Source organism: Mesorhizobium sp. M8A.F.Ca.ET.207.01.1.1 (genome assembly GCF_004794715.1).
Classification (GTDB): Bacteria; Pseudomonadota; Alphaproteobacteria; order Rhizobiales; family Rhizobiaceae; genus Mesorhizobium.
The window spans coordinates 337,664-353,282 of sequence record NZ_SRUS01000002.1; the positions used below are offsets into that span (position 1 = coordinate 337,664).

At 64.3% G+C, this 15,619-nt stretch carries 16 protein-coding genes; 6 read left to right on the top strand and 10 right to left on the bottom strand.

Annotated elements, in window-relative coordinates:
- Positions 1-24: 24 nt before the first annotated feature.
- Positions 25-606, top strand: coding sequence for an invasion associated locus B family protein (locus tag EN850_RS06505; protein ID WP_127869972.1), 582 nt, complete (start codon positions 25-27; stop codon positions 604-606).
- Between the two features lie 61 nt (positions 607-667).
- Here the strand turns inward: EN850_RS06505 and coaBC are convergent, their stop codons facing one another.
- The 3 genes from coaBC to ubiE form a co-directional block, all read right to left on the bottom strand.
- Positions 668-2,134, bottom strand: coding sequence for a bifunctional phosphopantothenoylcysteine decarboxylase/phosphopantothenate--cysteine ligase CoaBC (gene coaBC, locus EN850_RS06510; RefSeq protein ID WP_210237985.1), 1,467 nt, complete (start codon positions 2,132-2,134; stop codon positions 668-670).
- Between the two features lie 84 nt (positions 2,135-2,218).
- Positions 2,219-3,793 carry a 2-polyprenylphenol 6-hydroxylase gene (ubiB, locus tag EN850_RS06515; RefSeq protein ID WP_136090862.1) on the bottom strand — a complete coding sequence of 525 codons (1,575 nt, stop codon included), beginning with the start codon at positions 3,791-3,793 and terminating at the stop codon, positions 2,219-2,221.
- Between the two features lie 70 nt (positions 3,794-3,863).
- A complete protein-coding gene (ubiE, locus tag EN850_RS06520) occupies positions 3,864-4,640 on the bottom strand; it encodes a bifunctional demethylmenaquinone methyltransferase/2-methoxy-6-polyprenyl-1,4-benzoquinol methylase UbiE (protein WP_127280961.1) in 777 nt (258 codons plus the stop codon).
- 134 nt (positions 4,641-4,774) lie between these two features.
- On the opposite strand from ubiE, the gene EN850_RS06525 reads away from it, so the two are divergent.
- From EN850_RS06525 to EN850_RS06535, 3 genes are all read left to right on the top strand, one after another.
- Positions 4,775-5,749, top strand: coding sequence for an adenosine deaminase (locus EN850_RS06525; RefSeq protein WP_127280962.1), 975 nt, complete (start codon positions 4,775-4,777; stop codon positions 5,747-5,749).
- A gap of 149 nt (positions 5,750-5,898) precedes the next feature.
- Positions 5,899-6,528 carry a uracil phosphoribosyltransferase gene (gene upp, locus EN850_RS06530; protein WP_027143010.1) on the top strand — a complete coding sequence of 210 codons (630 nt, stop codon included), beginning with the start codon at positions 5,899-5,901 and terminating at the stop codon, positions 6,526-6,528.
- Between the two features lie 224 nt (positions 6,529-6,752).
- A complete protein-coding gene (locus tag EN850_RS06535) occupies positions 6,753-7,316 on the top strand; it encodes a TIGR02281 family clan AA aspartic protease (RefSeq protein ID WP_135929351.1) in 564 nt (187 codons plus the stop codon).
- A 7-nt stretch (positions 7,317-7,323) separates the two neighbouring features.
- On the opposite strand, the gene deoA is transcribed toward EN850_RS06535, so the two are convergent.
- The 6 genes from deoA to EN850_RS06565 are packed head-to-tail and all read right to left on the bottom strand — an operon-like array spanning position 7,324 to position 13,587.
- A complete protein-coding gene (gene deoA / locus EN850_RS06540; RefSeq protein WP_127280031.1) occupies positions 7,324-8,643 on the bottom strand; it encodes a thymidine phosphorylase in 1,320 nt (439 codons plus the stop codon).
- Entirely contained in the window at positions 8,643-9,452 is an 810-nt protein-coding gene (locus tag EN850_RS06545) for a purine-nucleoside phosphorylase (RefSeq protein ID WP_136090863.1), read from the bottom strand. The genes deoA and EN850_RS06545 overlap by 1 nt, the downstream gene beginning before the upstream one ends.
- 47 nt (positions 9,453-9,499) lie before the next feature.
- Complete coding sequence (gene cdd / locus EN850_RS06550; RefSeq protein WP_127280033.1) at positions 9,500-9,892, bottom strand: cytidine deaminase; 393 nt, start codon at positions 9,890-9,892, stop codon at positions 9,500-9,502.
- A 53-nt stretch (positions 9,893-9,945) separates the two neighbouring features.
- A complete protein-coding gene (locus EN850_RS06555; protein WP_136090864.1) occupies positions 9,946-10,917 on the bottom strand; it encodes an ABC transporter permease in 972 nt (323 codons plus the stop codon).
- 1 nt (position 10,918) lies between these two features.
- Positions 10,919-12,058, bottom strand: a complete 1,140-nt coding sequence (locus EN850_RS06560; RefSeq protein WP_136090865.1) for an ABC transporter permease — start codon at positions 12,056-12,058, stop codon at positions 10,919-10,921.
- Positions 12,055-13,587, bottom strand: a complete 1,533-nt coding sequence (locus EN850_RS06565; RefSeq protein WP_136090866.1) for an ABC transporter ATP-binding protein — start codon at positions 13,585-13,587, stop codon at positions 12,055-12,057. The genes EN850_RS06560 and EN850_RS06565 overlap by 4 nt, the downstream gene beginning before the upstream one ends.
- A gap of 216 nt (positions 13,588-13,803) precedes the next feature.
- Here EN850_RS06565 and EN850_RS06570 point away from each other — a divergent pair, with 216 nt between their 5' ends.
- Positions 13,804-14,010 carry a SlyX family protein gene (locus EN850_RS06570; RefSeq protein ID WP_123151274.1) on the top strand — a complete coding sequence of 69 codons (207 nt, stop codon included), beginning with the start codon at positions 13,804-13,806 and terminating at the stop codon, positions 14,008-14,010.
- A 22-nt stretch (positions 14,011-14,032) separates the two neighbouring features.
- Positions 14,033-14,431 (top strand): hypothetical protein, encoded by a 399-nt coding sequence (locus EN850_RS06575; protein WP_135865700.1) that lies wholly within the window; start codon positions 14,033-14,035, stop codon positions 14,429-14,431.
- 62 nt (positions 14,432-14,493) lie between these two features.
- Here the strand turns inward: EN850_RS06575 and EN850_RS06580 are convergent, their stop codons facing one another.
- Entirely contained in the window at positions 14,494-15,483 is a 990-nt protein-coding gene (locus tag EN850_RS06580; protein ID WP_127280664.1) for a BMP family ABC transporter substrate-binding protein, read from the bottom strand.
- Positions 15,484-15,619: the final 136 nt, after the last annotated feature.

Genomic DNA, 15,619 nt, shown 5'->3' on the forward strand with positions numbered 1-15,619 from the left:
CGGAGCCCGGCGGGAGAGATCTTGATGAGGAAATACGCGTATTTCGCAGCCGTGCTGGGTGCTGCCTGTATCGCAGGCCTGCCGGCCATGGCGGCGCAAACCAAGAGCGACAAGGTGACGGCAACGCCGCCCGCCGCGGCTGACGCGCCGCAGCTGCCCGGTGGTGCTTCGGCCTTGTCCGAAACCCATGGCGACTGGACGGTCAATTGCCAGATATCGGGCACCAACAAGGTCTGTAGCCTGTCGCACCAGCAGTTCAACAAGCAAAGCAACCAGCGGCTGCTGGCGATCGAGCTGTCGAGCAAGACCGGCGAGGATGCGACCGGAACCCTTGCCCTGCCGTTCGGCCTGGCGCTTGCCAAGGGCGTCACGCTGACCATAGACGACCAGAAGCTCGACGGCAGCCTGCCGTTCAACACCTGCCAGGTGGTCGGCTGCCTGGTGCCGGTAGCGTTCGATGCCAATGTCACGCCGCTGCTCAAGAACGGCACCACGCTCAAGATCGATGCGTTCGCGGCGGATACGGGGCAAGTCGTAAGCTTTTCCATTCCGCTCAACGGCTTCGGTGGGGCGCTTGCCCGCACCGCGGAGCTTTTGGCCAACTGACGGCTTAGACCGTCACCGCAAGCGACAGGGTGTTGGCGGTAAATGCTTGCGCCGACACTTGTCAGACGATGATCGTTTTCAACCGCTCGGCGATGAGCGCGGCGAGCCGCGCCGCCACTTCGTCCTTGGTCATTTCAGGCCATTCCTCGACGCCGGCCTTCGACACGATCCGCACCCGGTTGCGATCGCCGCCCATCACACCTGAAGGACCGATACCGCTGGTATGCGACACATCGTTGGCGACGATGAGATCGGCCCCTTTCTTCCTGAGCTTGGCCTCGGCATTGCGCAAGAGATCCTGTGTCTCGGCCGCAAAGCCGACGACCAGGCCTGGTCGCTGCTTGTGGTGGCCGACGCCCGCCAGGATGTCGGGGTTCTCGACCATGCGCAGCATCGGCGGGCCTTCGCCCGCGACCTTCTTGATCTTCTCGCCGGCCGAATTCTCGGTGCGCCAGTCGGCAACGGCGGCGACGAACACCGCGGCGTCGGCGGGCAGAAGCTGTTCCACCGCGTCGCGCATCTCCTGCGCCCGTTCGACATGGACGGTCTTCACCCCGGCCGGATCGGCAATGGCGACGGGGCCGGTGACGAGGCGCACGTCGGCGCCGAGCCTTGCCAATGCCGCGGCGATGGCGTGGCCCTGCTTGCCGGACGACCGGTTGGCGATATAGCGCACGGGATCGATCGGCTCGTGTGTCGGGCCTGACGTGACGATGATCTTGCGCCCCGCTAGCGGCTTGGGGCCGGCATCGAGCAGCGCCTCGACCGCTGCGACGATCTCCAGCGGTTCGGCCATGCGACCTTCGCCGGCCTCGTTGCTCTCGGCCATCTCACCCTTGGCGGGGCCGACGAAGGCGATGCCGTCCTTGCCCAATGTCGCGCGGTTGCGGCGGGTGGCAGGATGCGACCACATCTTCGGGTTCATCGCCGGGGCCATCAGCACCGGCTTGTCGGTGGCGATGAGCACGGTCGAGGCCAGATCGTTGGCGTGGCCATTGGTGAGCTTGGCCATCAGGTCGGCGGTGGCGGGCGCCACCACCAGGAGGTCCGCTTCGCGCGACAGCCTGATGTGGCCGACATCGTGTTCATCGTTGCGGTCGAACAGGTCGGTGAAGACATGGTCGGCGGAGAGCGCACCGACCGACAGCGTCGTCACGAATTCCTGCGCCGCCGACGTCATGACCACCCGCACCGCCGCACCACGCTCGCGCAGCCTGCGGATCAGGTCGAGCGCCTTGTAGGCGGCGATGCCGCCGCCGATGATCAGCAGGATGCGTTTGTTGGAAAGCGTGCCTCGCGGCAAGCTCTTGCCTGCCAAGGCTGACGCCGGGGTGCCTTGCGAATTGGCCAGTTCGTGGAGGGCTTTCTCGATCTGGTCGAGACGGCCTACCGGGCCGATCTGGCCGTCGACAGCGGCCCGGATCATCACCCGCGCCTGTTCTTCCATGGAGCGATCGTTTTCCGCCGCCAGCCGGCGCAGCAGCTCCTTGACCTCATCGTCAAGGTTGCGGATGGTGATGCTGGCCATATGATTGCACTCTACTCATCTTGCCTGATAGCGATGATAGCAATGCAATCAAACTGCCGCAAGCCGCCGGCCCCCCTCGGAAGCCTAAAGCAGCTTCCAGGCAATATAAACCAGCGTCAGCGCGATCACCCACAGCGCCACGCGGCCGGATCGGCTGTAGCGCGCCTCGGCCTTGCCGATGGCGCGGGCGGTGGTCTCGTCGAAGCGCAGCCCGTGCTCCGCCATCAGGTCGATTTCGCGTGACAGCCGGTCAGTGCGCGCCGCAAGCTCCGGTGCCTGGCGCACCAGCGCCAGCAGCGCCTTGGTTCCGTCGCGGGCATCCACCATAAGACCGCGCGGCCCGAGGTTACCGGCGATCCAGCCGCCGACAACCGGTTCGGCGGTCTTCCACATGTTGAAGGCCGGGTCGAGCGTGCGCGCCACGCCCTCGACCACCACCATGGTCTTCTGTAGTAGGATCAATTCAGGCCGCGTCGCCATGTCGAAGAGTTCGGTCACCTCGAACAGCAGCGTCAAAAGCTTGGCCATCGAAATCGTTTCGGCGGGCTGGCCGTGGATCGGCTCGCCGATCGCACGGATCGCCTGCGCGAAGGCAGAGACATTGTGCTGGCGCGGCACATAGCCGGCCTCGAAATGCACCTCGGCGACGCGCAGATAATCGCGTGTGATGAAGCCGTAGAGGATTTCGGCGAGGAAGCGGCGCTCCTTCTTCCCGAGGCGCCCGGCAATGCCGAGATCGACGGCGACGATGGTGCCGTTTGCCTCGACGAATAAGTTGCCCGGATGCATGTCGGCATGAAAGAAGCCGTCGCGCAGCGTATGGCGCAAGAAGGACTGGATGAGGTTGGCGGCGATCGCCTTCAGGTCATGGCCGGCGGCTTCGAGGCCGGCGATGTTGTTCATCTTGATGCCGTCGACCCATTCCATGGTCAGCACGTCGCGGCCGGTGCGCTCCCAGTCGACGGTTGGGACACGGAAGCCGGGGTCATCCCTGGTGTTCTCGCCGAGTTCGGAGAGTGCCGCCGCCTCGAGGCGCAGGTCCATCTCGATCCTGGTGGTCTGGGCCAGCGTCTCGGTCACTTCGACCGGCCGCAGCCGGCGCGAGGAAGGGATGTATTTTTCCTGCAGGCGAGCAGCGAGAAAATAGCTTTCGAGATCGTGGAAGAAGCGGCGGCGAACGCCCGGCCGGATCACCTTCACCGCCACCTGGGTGGCCACGCCGTCTTGCATGGTGTCGGCGGTATGCACCTGGGCGATGGATGCGGCCGCAACGGGATCGCCGAACCGCGCATAGAGATCGCCCACCTTGCGCCCGAGCGAGGCCTCGATGGCCGCGATCGCTTCGGCCTTCGGGAAGGTGTGCATCTTGTCCTGCAGCATGGCGAGATCGAGCGCCATGTCGTTGCCGACGACATCGGGCCGCGTCGCCAGGAACTGGCCAAGTTTGACGTAGGAAGGGCCGAGCCGGACCACCGCCTTCGCCAGCCGATCGCTGCGCTCATAGGCGAGCGCGCGGCGGCGGGTGAACAGCCGCGCCAGCCGCCAGCCGAATTTGGGCAGGCCGGACAGTTCCTCGCCGGGCAGAGCAGCGACGACGCCCTCGCGCACCAGCACCCAACCGGCCCGTATGAGCCGGAATCCCGCGCTGACGGTGCTCATGGCCGCGTCCGCCCCACCGGTTCATCGAACTGGAGCAAGGCGCGTCGCGTGCAGGAGATGGGCGACGGCTTCAAAGCTTCCAGCCCGAATGCAGGGCCGCTATGCCGCCGGAATAGTTGCGGAAGGAGACGCGCTCGAAGCCGGCGCGGGAAATCATCGCCGCGAAGTTTTGCTGATTGGGGAATTTCGCGATCGATTCGACCAGATAGGAATAGGGCTCGCCGTCGCCGGTGACCATCTTGCCGATCTTGGGAATGGCATTGAACGACCAGGCTTCGTAGACCTTGTCGAGCAGCGGCATCTCGACCTCGGAAAACTCCAGGCACAGGAGGCGGCCGCCGGGCTTCAGCACACGGAACGCCTCACCCAGGGCCACGTCGATATGCGGGACGTTGCGAATGCCGAACGCGATGGTGTAGGCGTCGAAACTGGCGTCAGGGAACGGCAGTTCCTCGGCGTTGGCCTCGACGAAGTCGGTGTTGCCGGACAATCTCTTCTTTTCAGCCCTGTCGCGGCCGACGGCGAGCATCGAGCCGTTGATGTCGAGCACGGTGGCATGCGCATGGCCATGGCTGGCATCGACGATGCGGAAGGCGATGTCTCCGGTGCCGCCGGCAACATCGAGCACGCGCCAGCCGGCGCGCTTGGGCGGATTGAGCCAGGCGACCATGGCGTCCTTCCACAGCCGGTGCAGGCCGCCTGACATCAGGTCGTTCATAAGGTCGTAGCGGTTGGCGACCTTGTGGAAAACATCGTTGACCAGGGACTGCTTCTCGCCTTCCCCTACACGCTTGAAACCATAGGAGGTTTCCATGCCGCCGGCGGCCGTGGTTCTCTCAACTGACATTTTTTTGATCCGTCATAAAACCGGCGGGACCATAGCCGATCGATGATGCGGGCGCTATTGTTTAAGGCGCGGTGTTCAGCCGCGCTACCAGGTGGTGGGTTTTCAAGACCTGGACTGACCGACGGGATGTTTGAATGCCTTTGAAAGCGGAACTGCACTGCCACATTGAAGGGGCAGCGGCGCCCGAGCTCGTCATCCGGCAGGCGCAGAAATACGGCAAGGATACCTCGCCTTATATCCAGAACGGTTCCTTCGTCTGGCACGATTTCACCTCCTTTCTGGCGGCCTACGACTTTTCCGCCGACCTGTTCCGGACCGAGGAGGATTATGCGCGGCTGGCCGACCATTATCTGACCAGCCTGGCCCGCGACGGGGCAATCTACTCCGAGGTGTTCACCTCGCCGGACCACGCGACGAAAGCCGGGCTGTCACCCAAGGCCTACACCGACGCGCTCGGCGAAGGCATGCTGCGCGCCAAGGCCAAGACCGGCATAGAAGGCCGCATGATCGTCACCGGCGTGCGCCATGTCGGCGTTGAATCGATAGAGCGGGCGGCACGCTTCGCGGCGCGCTGCGGCCATCCGCTGGTCACCGGCTTCGGCGTCGCCGGCGACGAGCGCATGGGCGACATGGAAGACTATGTCAGGGCGTTCGAGATCGCCCGCGAGGCGGGGCTCGGCATCACCATCCATGCCGGCGAACTGACGGGCTGGGAGACCGTCCAGGCGGCACTCGACCATATCCGCCCATCGCGCATCGGCCATGGCGTGCGCGCCATCGAAAACCCCGACCTTGTCCGGCGCATCGCCGACGAGGGCGTCGTGCTGGAGTGCTGCCCCGGTTCCAACATCGCGCTCAAGGTGTTCGACAGTTTCGCCGATCATCCGTTTCCGGCCCTGCAGGCGGCGGGCTGCAAGGTGACGCTCAACTCCGACGACCCGCCCTATTTCTGGACCTCGCTGAAGCGCGAATACGACATCGCGGCGGAGCATTTCGCGATGAATGAGAAAGCGCTCGCCGCGGTCACCAGGACGGCTATCGAGGCGGCTTTCGTCGACCGCAAGACCAAAGCAGCGCTTCTTGGCCGGCTGAACAGCGCCGCTCGCTGATTTCTTCCGACAAAGCTGTGGTCGATGCGGGCCAAGCGGTTCCTTGGCCGGTCCAATACCGCTAGGGTTCGCCCAAGCAGCTTGAAGCGCGACAGGTCCGAAAGGGTCCATGCGCGCGGTTTCGGGCGACACCGCATCAGGAGAACATCATGAAGGGCGTCACCGTCGTCGACCATCCGCTTGTCCAGCACAAGCTGACCATCATGCGCAAGAAGGAGACCTCGACGGCCGGCTTCCGGCGGCTGCTGCGCGAGATATCGCTGCTGCTCGGCTATGAGGTCACCCGCAATCTCGAACTGACGACGACAACGATCGAAACGCCCATGGAGACGATGGAAGCTCCGACGCTGGAGGGCAAGAAGCTGGTGTTCGCCTCGGTGCTGCGCGCCGGCAACGGCTTGCTCGAAGGCCTGCTCGACCTGGTGCCGGCGGCCCGCGTCGCCCATGTCGGCCTCTACCGCGATCACGAAACGCTGGAGGCTGTCGAGTATTTCTTCAAGGCGCCAAGCGACCTCGGCGACCGGCTGGTCATCGTCGTCGACCCGATGCTGGCGACCGCCAATTCGGCGATCGCGGCGATCGACAAGTTGAAAGAGCGCGGCGCCACCAACATCCGCTTCCTGTGCCTGCTGGCGGCGCCCGAAGGCATCGAGCGCTTTACCAAGGCACATCCGGATGTCCCGGTCTTCACCGCGTCCATCGATCGCCAGCTCAACGAGAAGGGCTACATCATGCCTGGTCTCGGCGACGCCGGCGATCGCATGTACGGGACGAAGTAATACCAAGCAAAGTGCTTGGTATGATTTACCAAATGTTTACGCAAAGACGCGGTTTCGGCACGCGTTAAAGCGGCAAACACCATCCAGCGCTAATGAATCGGCTCTCACTACAGCGCCGTGCGTCCATTCGGACGCACAAAAGGACGCTATAGCACTTTGTTTTTGCGCATGAGCCTTTCCGAAAATCGATCTCGATTTTCGGGGTCATGCGGCGAGGCCGATCCATGCTGCGCAAGCTCCTTATCCTCAGCGTCTTTGCCGGTGCGTCGGCATCGATCCCGGTTGTCTACCAGTCGAATCCGCGAATATTCGAAAACCTGCTGAGATCGACGGTAACGGCCAAACCTGGGGCCGAGACGCAACCCGAGGTCAGCCTGGCGTCCGTTCCCGACAAGCCGGTGGCGCCGCTGCCAACCGGCCGCAAGGTCGTGGTTGCGGCGGACGGGCGCGGACACTTTTCGTCCACCTTCAGGCTCAACGGCCGTCAGGTCGACGGCATGATCGACACCGGTGCGACGCTGGTGGCGGTCAATATGTCGACGGCACGCCGGATCGGGCTGTCGCTCAATCCCTCCGATTTCAGCCACGAGGTCAACACCGCCAACGGCACCATCAAGGCAGCCGTGGTGATGATCGACCGCCTGCAGATCGGCAGCATCAGCGTCGACGGAGTGCAGGCGATCGTGCTCGACGACAAGGCACTGGGCACCAACCTGATCGGCATGAGTTTTCTCAATCGGCTCGGCAAATACCAGGCCGAGAACGGCACGCTGCTGTTGGTTCAGTAGGGTGCAGTCAGCCGCGCGGCAGAATCCGCCGGATGACCGACTTGTCGGCGGACGGCTTCGAAGCACCGATCGCATAGGCTGAAAGCACCGCCGCGGCTGCCGCTTCGGCATCGGACGGTGAGCGGGCATGGATCAGCGCTAGCGCGTCTCCGGCTTTTACTTCCGCGCCTATGGGCAGCAGCCTGGTGATGCCGACGGCGGGATCTATCTTGTCGTCGGGCCGGGTGCGCCCGCCGCCCAGCCCGACCACGGCGAGGCCGATGTCGCGGGTGGCTATATTCGTGACGAAACCCTCTGTCGTCGCCTTGACGGCGAATTCCGTTGCCGCCTCGGGCAGGTATTTTTCCGGCTTCTCGATGAAATCGGCCGGACCGCCAAGCACGGTCACCATGCGCGCGAAGGTGGCGGCGGCACGGCCGCTGGCCAGCGTCTCGGTGGCGCGACGCATGCCGTCCTGGTTGGACGATACCAGCCCCGCCGACTGCAGCATTTCAGCGGCAAGCGCCAGCGTCACATCCTCCAGCCGCCGGTCACGCAAGCGGCCGGTCAGAAAATCGACGGCATTGCGCACCTCGACCGCATTGCCGGCGGCCGAGGCCAGCGGTTCGTTCATGCCGGTGATCAGCGCCGAGACCTTCAGCCCAGCCCCGCCGGCGACCTCGACCAGGCTGTTGGCGAGCGCGGTCGCATCACGGGATTTCTCCATGAAGGCGCCGTTGCCGACCTTGACGTCGAGCACCAGCGATTGCAGGCCCGCCGCGAGCTTCTTCGACAGGATCGATGCCGTGATCAGCGGCACCGATTCCACGGTTCCGGTCACGTCGCGGATGGCGTAGAGCCGGCGATCGGCGGGTGCCAGATCAGCGGTCTGGCCGATGATGGCGCAGCCCGTTTCCAGCACCGCCTTGCGGAACAGCGCGATGTCGGGCTGGCTGGTGTAGCCGGGAATGGCATCCATCTTGTCCAGCGTGCCGCCGGTATGGCCGAGGCCTCGGCCCGAGATCATCGGCACATAGGCGCCGCAGGCGGCGACGATCGGCGCCAGCATCAGCGAGACATTGTCGCCGACGCCGCCCGTCGAATGCTTGTCGGTGACGGGGCCTGGCAAATCCGACCAGTCGAGCACGTCGCCGGAATCGCGCATGGCAAGCGTCATCGCCACGGCCTCGTCGCGGTTCATGCCGTTGAAGAACACCGCCATGGCGAAGGCCGCGACCTGGCCGTCGGTTACGGTGCCCGACGTCACGCCGTCGATGAAGGCGGCGATCTCGTGAGGCGCCAGCCTGTGGCCGTCGCGTTTGTGACGGATGATTTCCTGTGGAAGCATCAGCTCTCCAGCAGCCCGTCACGGAACACGCGCTGCAGCACCGTTGCCAGCCGCGATCCGCCAACCGGCGCCATGTCCTTGGTTTCCTGGTGCGAAAGCTCGGCTCCGGTCATGCCGGCGGCCAAATTGGTGATGACCGAGCAGGCGGCGACGCGCAGACCGAGGAACCGGGCGAGAATGACTTCCGGCACGGTCGACATGCCGACGGCGTTGGCGCCCATGATGCGCGCCATGCGGATTTCGGCCGGCGTCTCGAAGCAAGGCCCCGAGAACCACATATAGACGCCCTTGTGCAGCGCTGTGCCCGTCGCCTTGGCCGCGCGTTCGATCGCGTCACGGATGCCGGCATCGTAGGCTTCGGTCAGGCCGACGAAGCGGCGGTCGCTCGGCTCGCCGATCAGCGGATTGGTGCCGGAGAAGTTGATGTGATCGGTGAGCAGCATCACCGAGCCCGGCGGCATGTCCGGATCGACCGAGCCGGCTGCGTTGGTGAGGATCAGTTTTGTGATGCCGATGCCGGCAAGCACTTCCAGCACCGGACGCATCGCCGCGGCGTTGCCATGCTCATAGTAGTGGGCGCGGCCGGACAACATCAGCACCGGAACGCCGGCAAACAGCCCGGCGACCACTTCGCCGGCATGGCCGCTGACACCGCTCCTGGGAAAGCCAGGCAGGTCGGCATAGGAGACGCGGATGGGATTCTCGATCCGGTCGACAAGGCCGCCCAGCCCCGAACCCAGCACCAGCGCGGTCGACGGCGCCAGGCCGTCCAGCCCTTCGATAAGATGGTCCAGCGCTTTTTCCGTCATCTCGGCCTACGCTTCATTTGAGCCAGCTTTGCATGTGAGCCAACGCGTCATTTGAGGATATCGCCGCGAAAGCCATAGGGCAGCATGTCGCCCATGGTCACGGTCTCGGCCACGCCGGTGTTGTCGCAGAGGTAGAGTTTCGTTTCCGGGCGGCAGAATTCGGCCAGCCGCTGACGGCAGCCGCCACACGGCGAGCATTTGGCCATGCGTTCGGCAAGGACGGCGATTTCCACGATCTTGCCGCCGCCGCCCATGATGTAGTGGCCAAGCGCGGTGGTCTCGGCGCACCAGCCCTCGGGATAAGAGGCGACCTCGATGTTGGCGCCGGTGAAGACGCGCCCGTCCTCGGTACGCAAGGCGGCACCCACCGGGAATTTCGAATAGGGCGCATAGGCCTTGGCCATGGCGGCCTTGGCCGCTTCGAACAGATCATGCGACATTCAGGTGTTCTCTCCGATGATCGTGTCCAAAACCCGGCGTGTGGAGTCTTGTCCTAGCGTTCCTTGACGTAAGGCACGCCGCCTGCGCGCGGCGGGATGGCCTTGCCGATGAAGCCGGCGAGCAGGATGACGGTCAGCACATAAGGCAGCGCCTGCATGAACTGCACCGACACCTTGCCGACAATGGGCAGCGGTGTCCCCTGCAGGCGGATCGACGCCGCGTCGAGGAAGCCGAACAGCAGGCAGGCGAACATGGCGTTGACCGGTTTCCATTTGGCGAAGATCAGCGCGGCCAGTGCGATGTAGCCCTTGCCCGCCGTCATGTCCTTCACGAAGCCGCCATTCTGCACCATCGAAAGATAGGCCCCGGCGAATCCGGTCAGGATGCCGGTGCAGATCAGCGCGCGATAGCGCAGCCAGGCGACCGAGATGCCGGCGGTGTCGACCGCGGCCGGATTTTCGCCGACCGCGCGCAGCCTGAGGCCGAAGCGCGTGCGAAACAGCACCCACCAGGTGAACGGCACCACCGCAAAGGCGAAATAGACGAGGATCGAATGGCCGGAGATCAGTTCGGCATAGATCGGACCGATGATCGGCACGTCCCTGGCCGCGTCGGCGCCAGGCCAGATGATCGCCTCGAACCGCTCGCCGGGTTGCAGCGCCGGCGTGCGGCCGCCCTGCTGGAACCAGGCTTGGCCGAGGATGATGGTCGATCCGGCGGCGACGAAGTTGATCGCCACGCCCGAAACGATCTGGTTGCCGCGATGGGTGATCGAGGCAAAGCCGTGCACCAGCGCGAAGGCGACAGAGATCAGGACCGCCATGCCGAGACCGATAAGCGCCGAATGGAACACGGAAGCCGCCGCAGCCCCCGCGAAGGCGCCGACCAGCATCTTGCCTTCGAGGCCGATGTCGAAAATGCCGGCCCGCTCCGAATAGAGGCCGGCGAGGCATGCAAGCAGCAGCGGCACCGACAGGCGGATAGTCGAGTCCAGCACCTGGATGATTGCGTTGAAGATATCCATCTCAGGCGCCCTTTCCGTTGACAGCCTGCATGCCCACCGATTTCGGGCTGAACGAGGCGAACAGCGCCTGGATATAGGGCCTGAACATGTGCTCCAGCGCGCCGGCGAAGAGGATGACCAACCCTTGAATGATGACGATCATGTCGCGGCTGATCGCCGGCATCTCGAAGGCGAGTTCGGCGCCCCCCTGGTAGAGCATGCCGAACAGGATCGCCGCCAGCACGATGCCGACCGGATGCAGGCGGCCCATCAGCGCCACGGCGATGCCGACGAAGCCGGCGCCCGAAACGAAGTCGATCGCGACATTGTGCTGGTCGCCCATCACCGGGTTGAGCGCCATCATGCCGGCCAGCGCGCCGGAGATCATCATGGCGGTGATGATGATGCGCGTCTCCGAAATGCCGGCATAGCGGGCGGCCTTCGGGCTGTGGCCATAGGTGCGCATCTCGTAGCCGAGCCTGGTGCGCCAGATCAGCAGCCAGACCAGGAAGGCCATCACCAGCGCCAGCAGGAAGCAGATGTTGAGCGGGGCCGAGCGGATCTTGGCGCCGAACAGCTCGATGATCCAGTTGAGCTTGGGCAGTTCGGCGCCGGCGAGGAAGTTGCGCGTCTGCGGCGCCTGCGACCCCGCCGGTTTCAGCGGACCGACCAGCAGGTAGACCATGATCGACGCGGCGATGAAGTTGAACATGATCGTCGTGATGACGATGTGCGAGCCGCGCTTGGCCTGCAGGTAGGCGGGGATCAACGCCCATAACGCGCCCACGAGCGCCGAGGCCACGATGGCCAGCGGAAATGTCAGCCACCAGGGCAGTGTGCTGTCGAAGGAAAGACAGACGATGGCGATGCCGAGGCCGGCGATGTAGGCCTGTCCCTCGGTGCCGATGTTGAACAGGCCGCAATGTGCCGCCACCGCCACCGAAAGCCCGGTGAATATGAAGGTCGTGGCATAGAAGAGGGTGAAGGCGATGCCTGTTCCCTTGCCGAAGGCGCCTTCGACCAGGATGACGGCGGCGCGGAACGGGTTTTCGCCGACCAGCATGACGACGAAGCCGGCGACGATGAAGGCGACCGACAGGTTGATCAGCGGGATCAGCCCGTAGTCGGCCCAGGCCGGCAATTTGGCGTAAGGCGTGCTCATTGCGCGGCCTCCTGATGCTCGACACCGGCCATCAGCAGGCCAAGCTCGCCTTCGGTCGTCTCGGGGCCGCGCTCGCCGACGATGCGGCCGGCAAACATCACCAGGATGCGATCGGAGAGCGAACGGATCTCGTCGAGTTCGACCGAGACCACCAGCACCGCCTTGCCCTGGTCGCGCATGGCGATCAGGCGCTTGTGGATGAATTCGATGGCGCCGACATCGACGCCGCGCGTCGGCTGGCCGACGATCAGCACGCCGGGGTCCTGTTCGATTTCGCGCGCGAGCACGATCTTCTGCTGGTTGCCGCCGGAAAAATTGGCCGTCTTCAGGCGCGGGTTGCCGGGACGAATGTCGTATTTCTCGATCTTGTCCTTGGCATCGGCCATGATGGCGTCGATGTTGAGGAACGGTCCCCTGAGGTAGCGGGGATCGTCGTGGTAGCCGAGGATGGAATTCTCGTTTTCCTCGAAGGCCAGCACCAGACCGACATGGTGGCGGTCCTCCGGCACGTGGGCGAGCCCGCGGTCGCGCAATTCGCCGGGATCGGCCTTGCCGGTGAGATCGATCGGCTTGCCCTCGAGCATCACGGAACCGGAAACGGCGTGCCTGATGCCGGAAATCGCCTCGAGCAATTCGGATTGGCCGTTGCCGGCGACGCCGGCGATGCCGACGATCTCGCCGGCGCGTAAGTCGAAGGAGACGTCGTCGACCATGGTGACGCCGCGGGAATCCCTGACCGTCAGGTTCTTGACCGCGAGCTTGACGGCACCGGCCTCGGCGTCGCCCTTTTCGACCCGGAGCAAGACGCGCCGCCCGACCATCAGCTCGGCCAGCTCCTCGACGGTGGTTTTCCTGGTCTCCCGGGTCGCCACCATCGTGCCCTGACGCATGACCGACACGGTGTCGGTGATGGCCATGATCTCGCGCAGCTTGTGGGTGATCAATACCACCGTCTTTCCCTGTTCCTTCAACTGTCTGAGGATGCGGAACAGGTGGTCGGCCTCGGCCGGGGTCAAGACGCCCGTCGGCTCGTCGAGGATCAGGATTTCGGCGCCGCGATAAAGCGCCTTCAGGATTTCGACGCGCTGCTGCAGGCCGACCGGCAGTTCCTCGATGATCGCATCGGGATCGACTTCCAGCCCGTATTCGCGTTCCAGCCGGTCAAGCTCGGAGCGCGCCTTGGCGATGCTGCTCTTCAGAAGCGCATCGGTTTCGGCGCCGAGGATGATGTTCTCCAGCACCGAGAAATTGTCGACCAGCATGAAATGCTGGTGCACCATGCCGATGCCGAGCGCGATCGCGTCGTTGGGGGTCTTGATCGACGCCGGCTTGCCGCCGACACGGATCTCGCCGCTGTCGGCCTGGTAGAAACCGTAGAGGATCGACATCAGCGTCGACTTGCCGGCGCCGTTCTCGCCGACGATGCCGTGAATAGTGCCGCGCGCGATCTCCAGATTGATGTCGCGGTTGGCGCGCACCGCGCCAAAACTCTTGTTTATGCCTGTCAGTTCGATTGCGGCTTGCGCCATGCAGCCTGTCCCACTCTTATTTTTTTATCGCTTGGTCAAAATGCCTAGCATGACGCTCCGCCCATGCCAATTGTCCGGAGCAGCGTCCACTCTCGACAAATCCGCGCGCGCTTGTCAATTTCGAACGTGGCCGAAGCTCTCGCATTCGCTAATATGGCGAGGTCGATTTGACGTTGCGGCGCAAGGTGTCGCGGTACGAACTGGGGACTTTGCATGATCATGCCCGCCGACCGGCTGACGACGCTGGAAATCCGCGCCGCCGAGCAGGAGAAGACCATCGAGGAACTGTCGGGCCAGATTGCCGAGCAGTGGAAGGTGATCGAACGCATGCAGCGCAAGCTCGATGCGTTGACCGACCGCTTCCTGGCCCTTGAAGAGCAGGCGGCACCGGATGTGCCGGTGACCAAACCGCCACACTGGTGAGGAGAAGGGGAGGGTCCTGGCCATGGCCGGTGAAAGCGACCGCATCGCAAGGGCCGGCGATTATGTGCTCGGCCTGATGAACGATGCCGAGCGCGAGCGGGCCGAGCGCGACCTCGAGATCGACCCTGCCTTCCGCGACGCGGTGGTGCAACTCGCCGAACGCATGCATGTTTTCGACCGTGCCGAAAAACCAGCCGGCGCCAATCATTGGGCGCTGGTCACGCAACGCCTCGCCGAATTGCCGCAAATGCGCAGCGTTGGCCTGGGCGGCAACGATGCCAAACCGCCGACAGTGATCCGAAGCCTGTCCCGACAGCCGTACGGCGTTGGCGTGCACGCGCTGGGCGGCCGGCGTGGGTACGTGGTCGCTATGGCACTGATCGCGGCCTTCGCGCTGGGTTATCTCGCCGGCAAGCTGTAGGCCGACACAAAACCGCCGGGCGTTGCCCGGCGGTTCCAGTCATTGCCGTATGGTGCCGCCGATCAATAGGGGCAGGCGTTGTCGGCTGTGTAGTCGTGCACCTGGATCTTGCCGGCGATGATGTCGGCCTTGGCCTTTTCGACCGCCGCCTTCATTTCGTCGGTCACCAGCGCCTTGTTGTTGTCGTCCATGGCGTAGTCGACGCCGCCTTCCTTGAGGCCGAGATTTTGCACGCCACCTTTGAAGGTGCCGTTCTTGCCGTCCATGAAGGCATTGTAGACGGCGACGTCCACACGCTTCATCATCGAGGTCAGCACCTTGCCGGGCTGCAGGCCGTTCTGGTTGGAATCGACGCCGATGCCGAGCTTGCCGGCATCAGCCGCCGCCTGCAGCACGCCGACGCCGGTGCCGCCGGCCGCGGCGTAGACCACGTCGGAGCCCTGGTCGATCTGCGTCTTGGCGATCTCGCCGCCCTTGGCCGGGTCGTTCCAGGCAGCCGGCGTATCGCCGGTCATGTTCTGGATGACATCGGTCGCGCCTGCCGCCTTGGCGCCGCCGACATAGCCGCATTCGAATTTGCGGATCAGCGGGATGTCCATGCCGCCGATGAAGGAGACCTTCTTGGATTTCGAGGCCATCCCCGCCAGGATGCCGACGAGATAGGAGCCTTCATTCTCCTTGAACACCAGCGAACGGACGTTGGGCAGGTCGACGGCATCGTCGATGATGGCGAAGTTCAGGTCGGGATAATCTTTTGCGACCGCTTTGAGGGCGTCCTCCCAGGCAAAGCCGGCCATGACGATCGGGTTGCGGCCGTCCTCGGCGAAGCGGCGCAGCGCCTGCTCGCGCTGCGAGGCGTTCGACACTTCGAACTCCACATATGCAACGCCGGTCTCGGTCTTGAATTTCTCGGCGCCGTGGTAGGCCGCCTCGTTGAAGGATTTGTCGAACTTGCCGCCCAGATCATAGAGGATGGCCGGCTGGACATCCGCGGCGAAAGCCGGAAGAACCATTGCGGTTGCGGCCAGGAGGCCGAGAACGATACGTTTCATGTGATCCACACCCTGTCGGTTATTTTTTCCGTTACGCACCGCCTGTCTGCCCGGTTCTCCGGCAGGCAAACGACGTTAGCCAGGAGTGTATTCCCCTCCCGCTCCCGGGCAATCTGGCACGGCCCGAAACAAAATT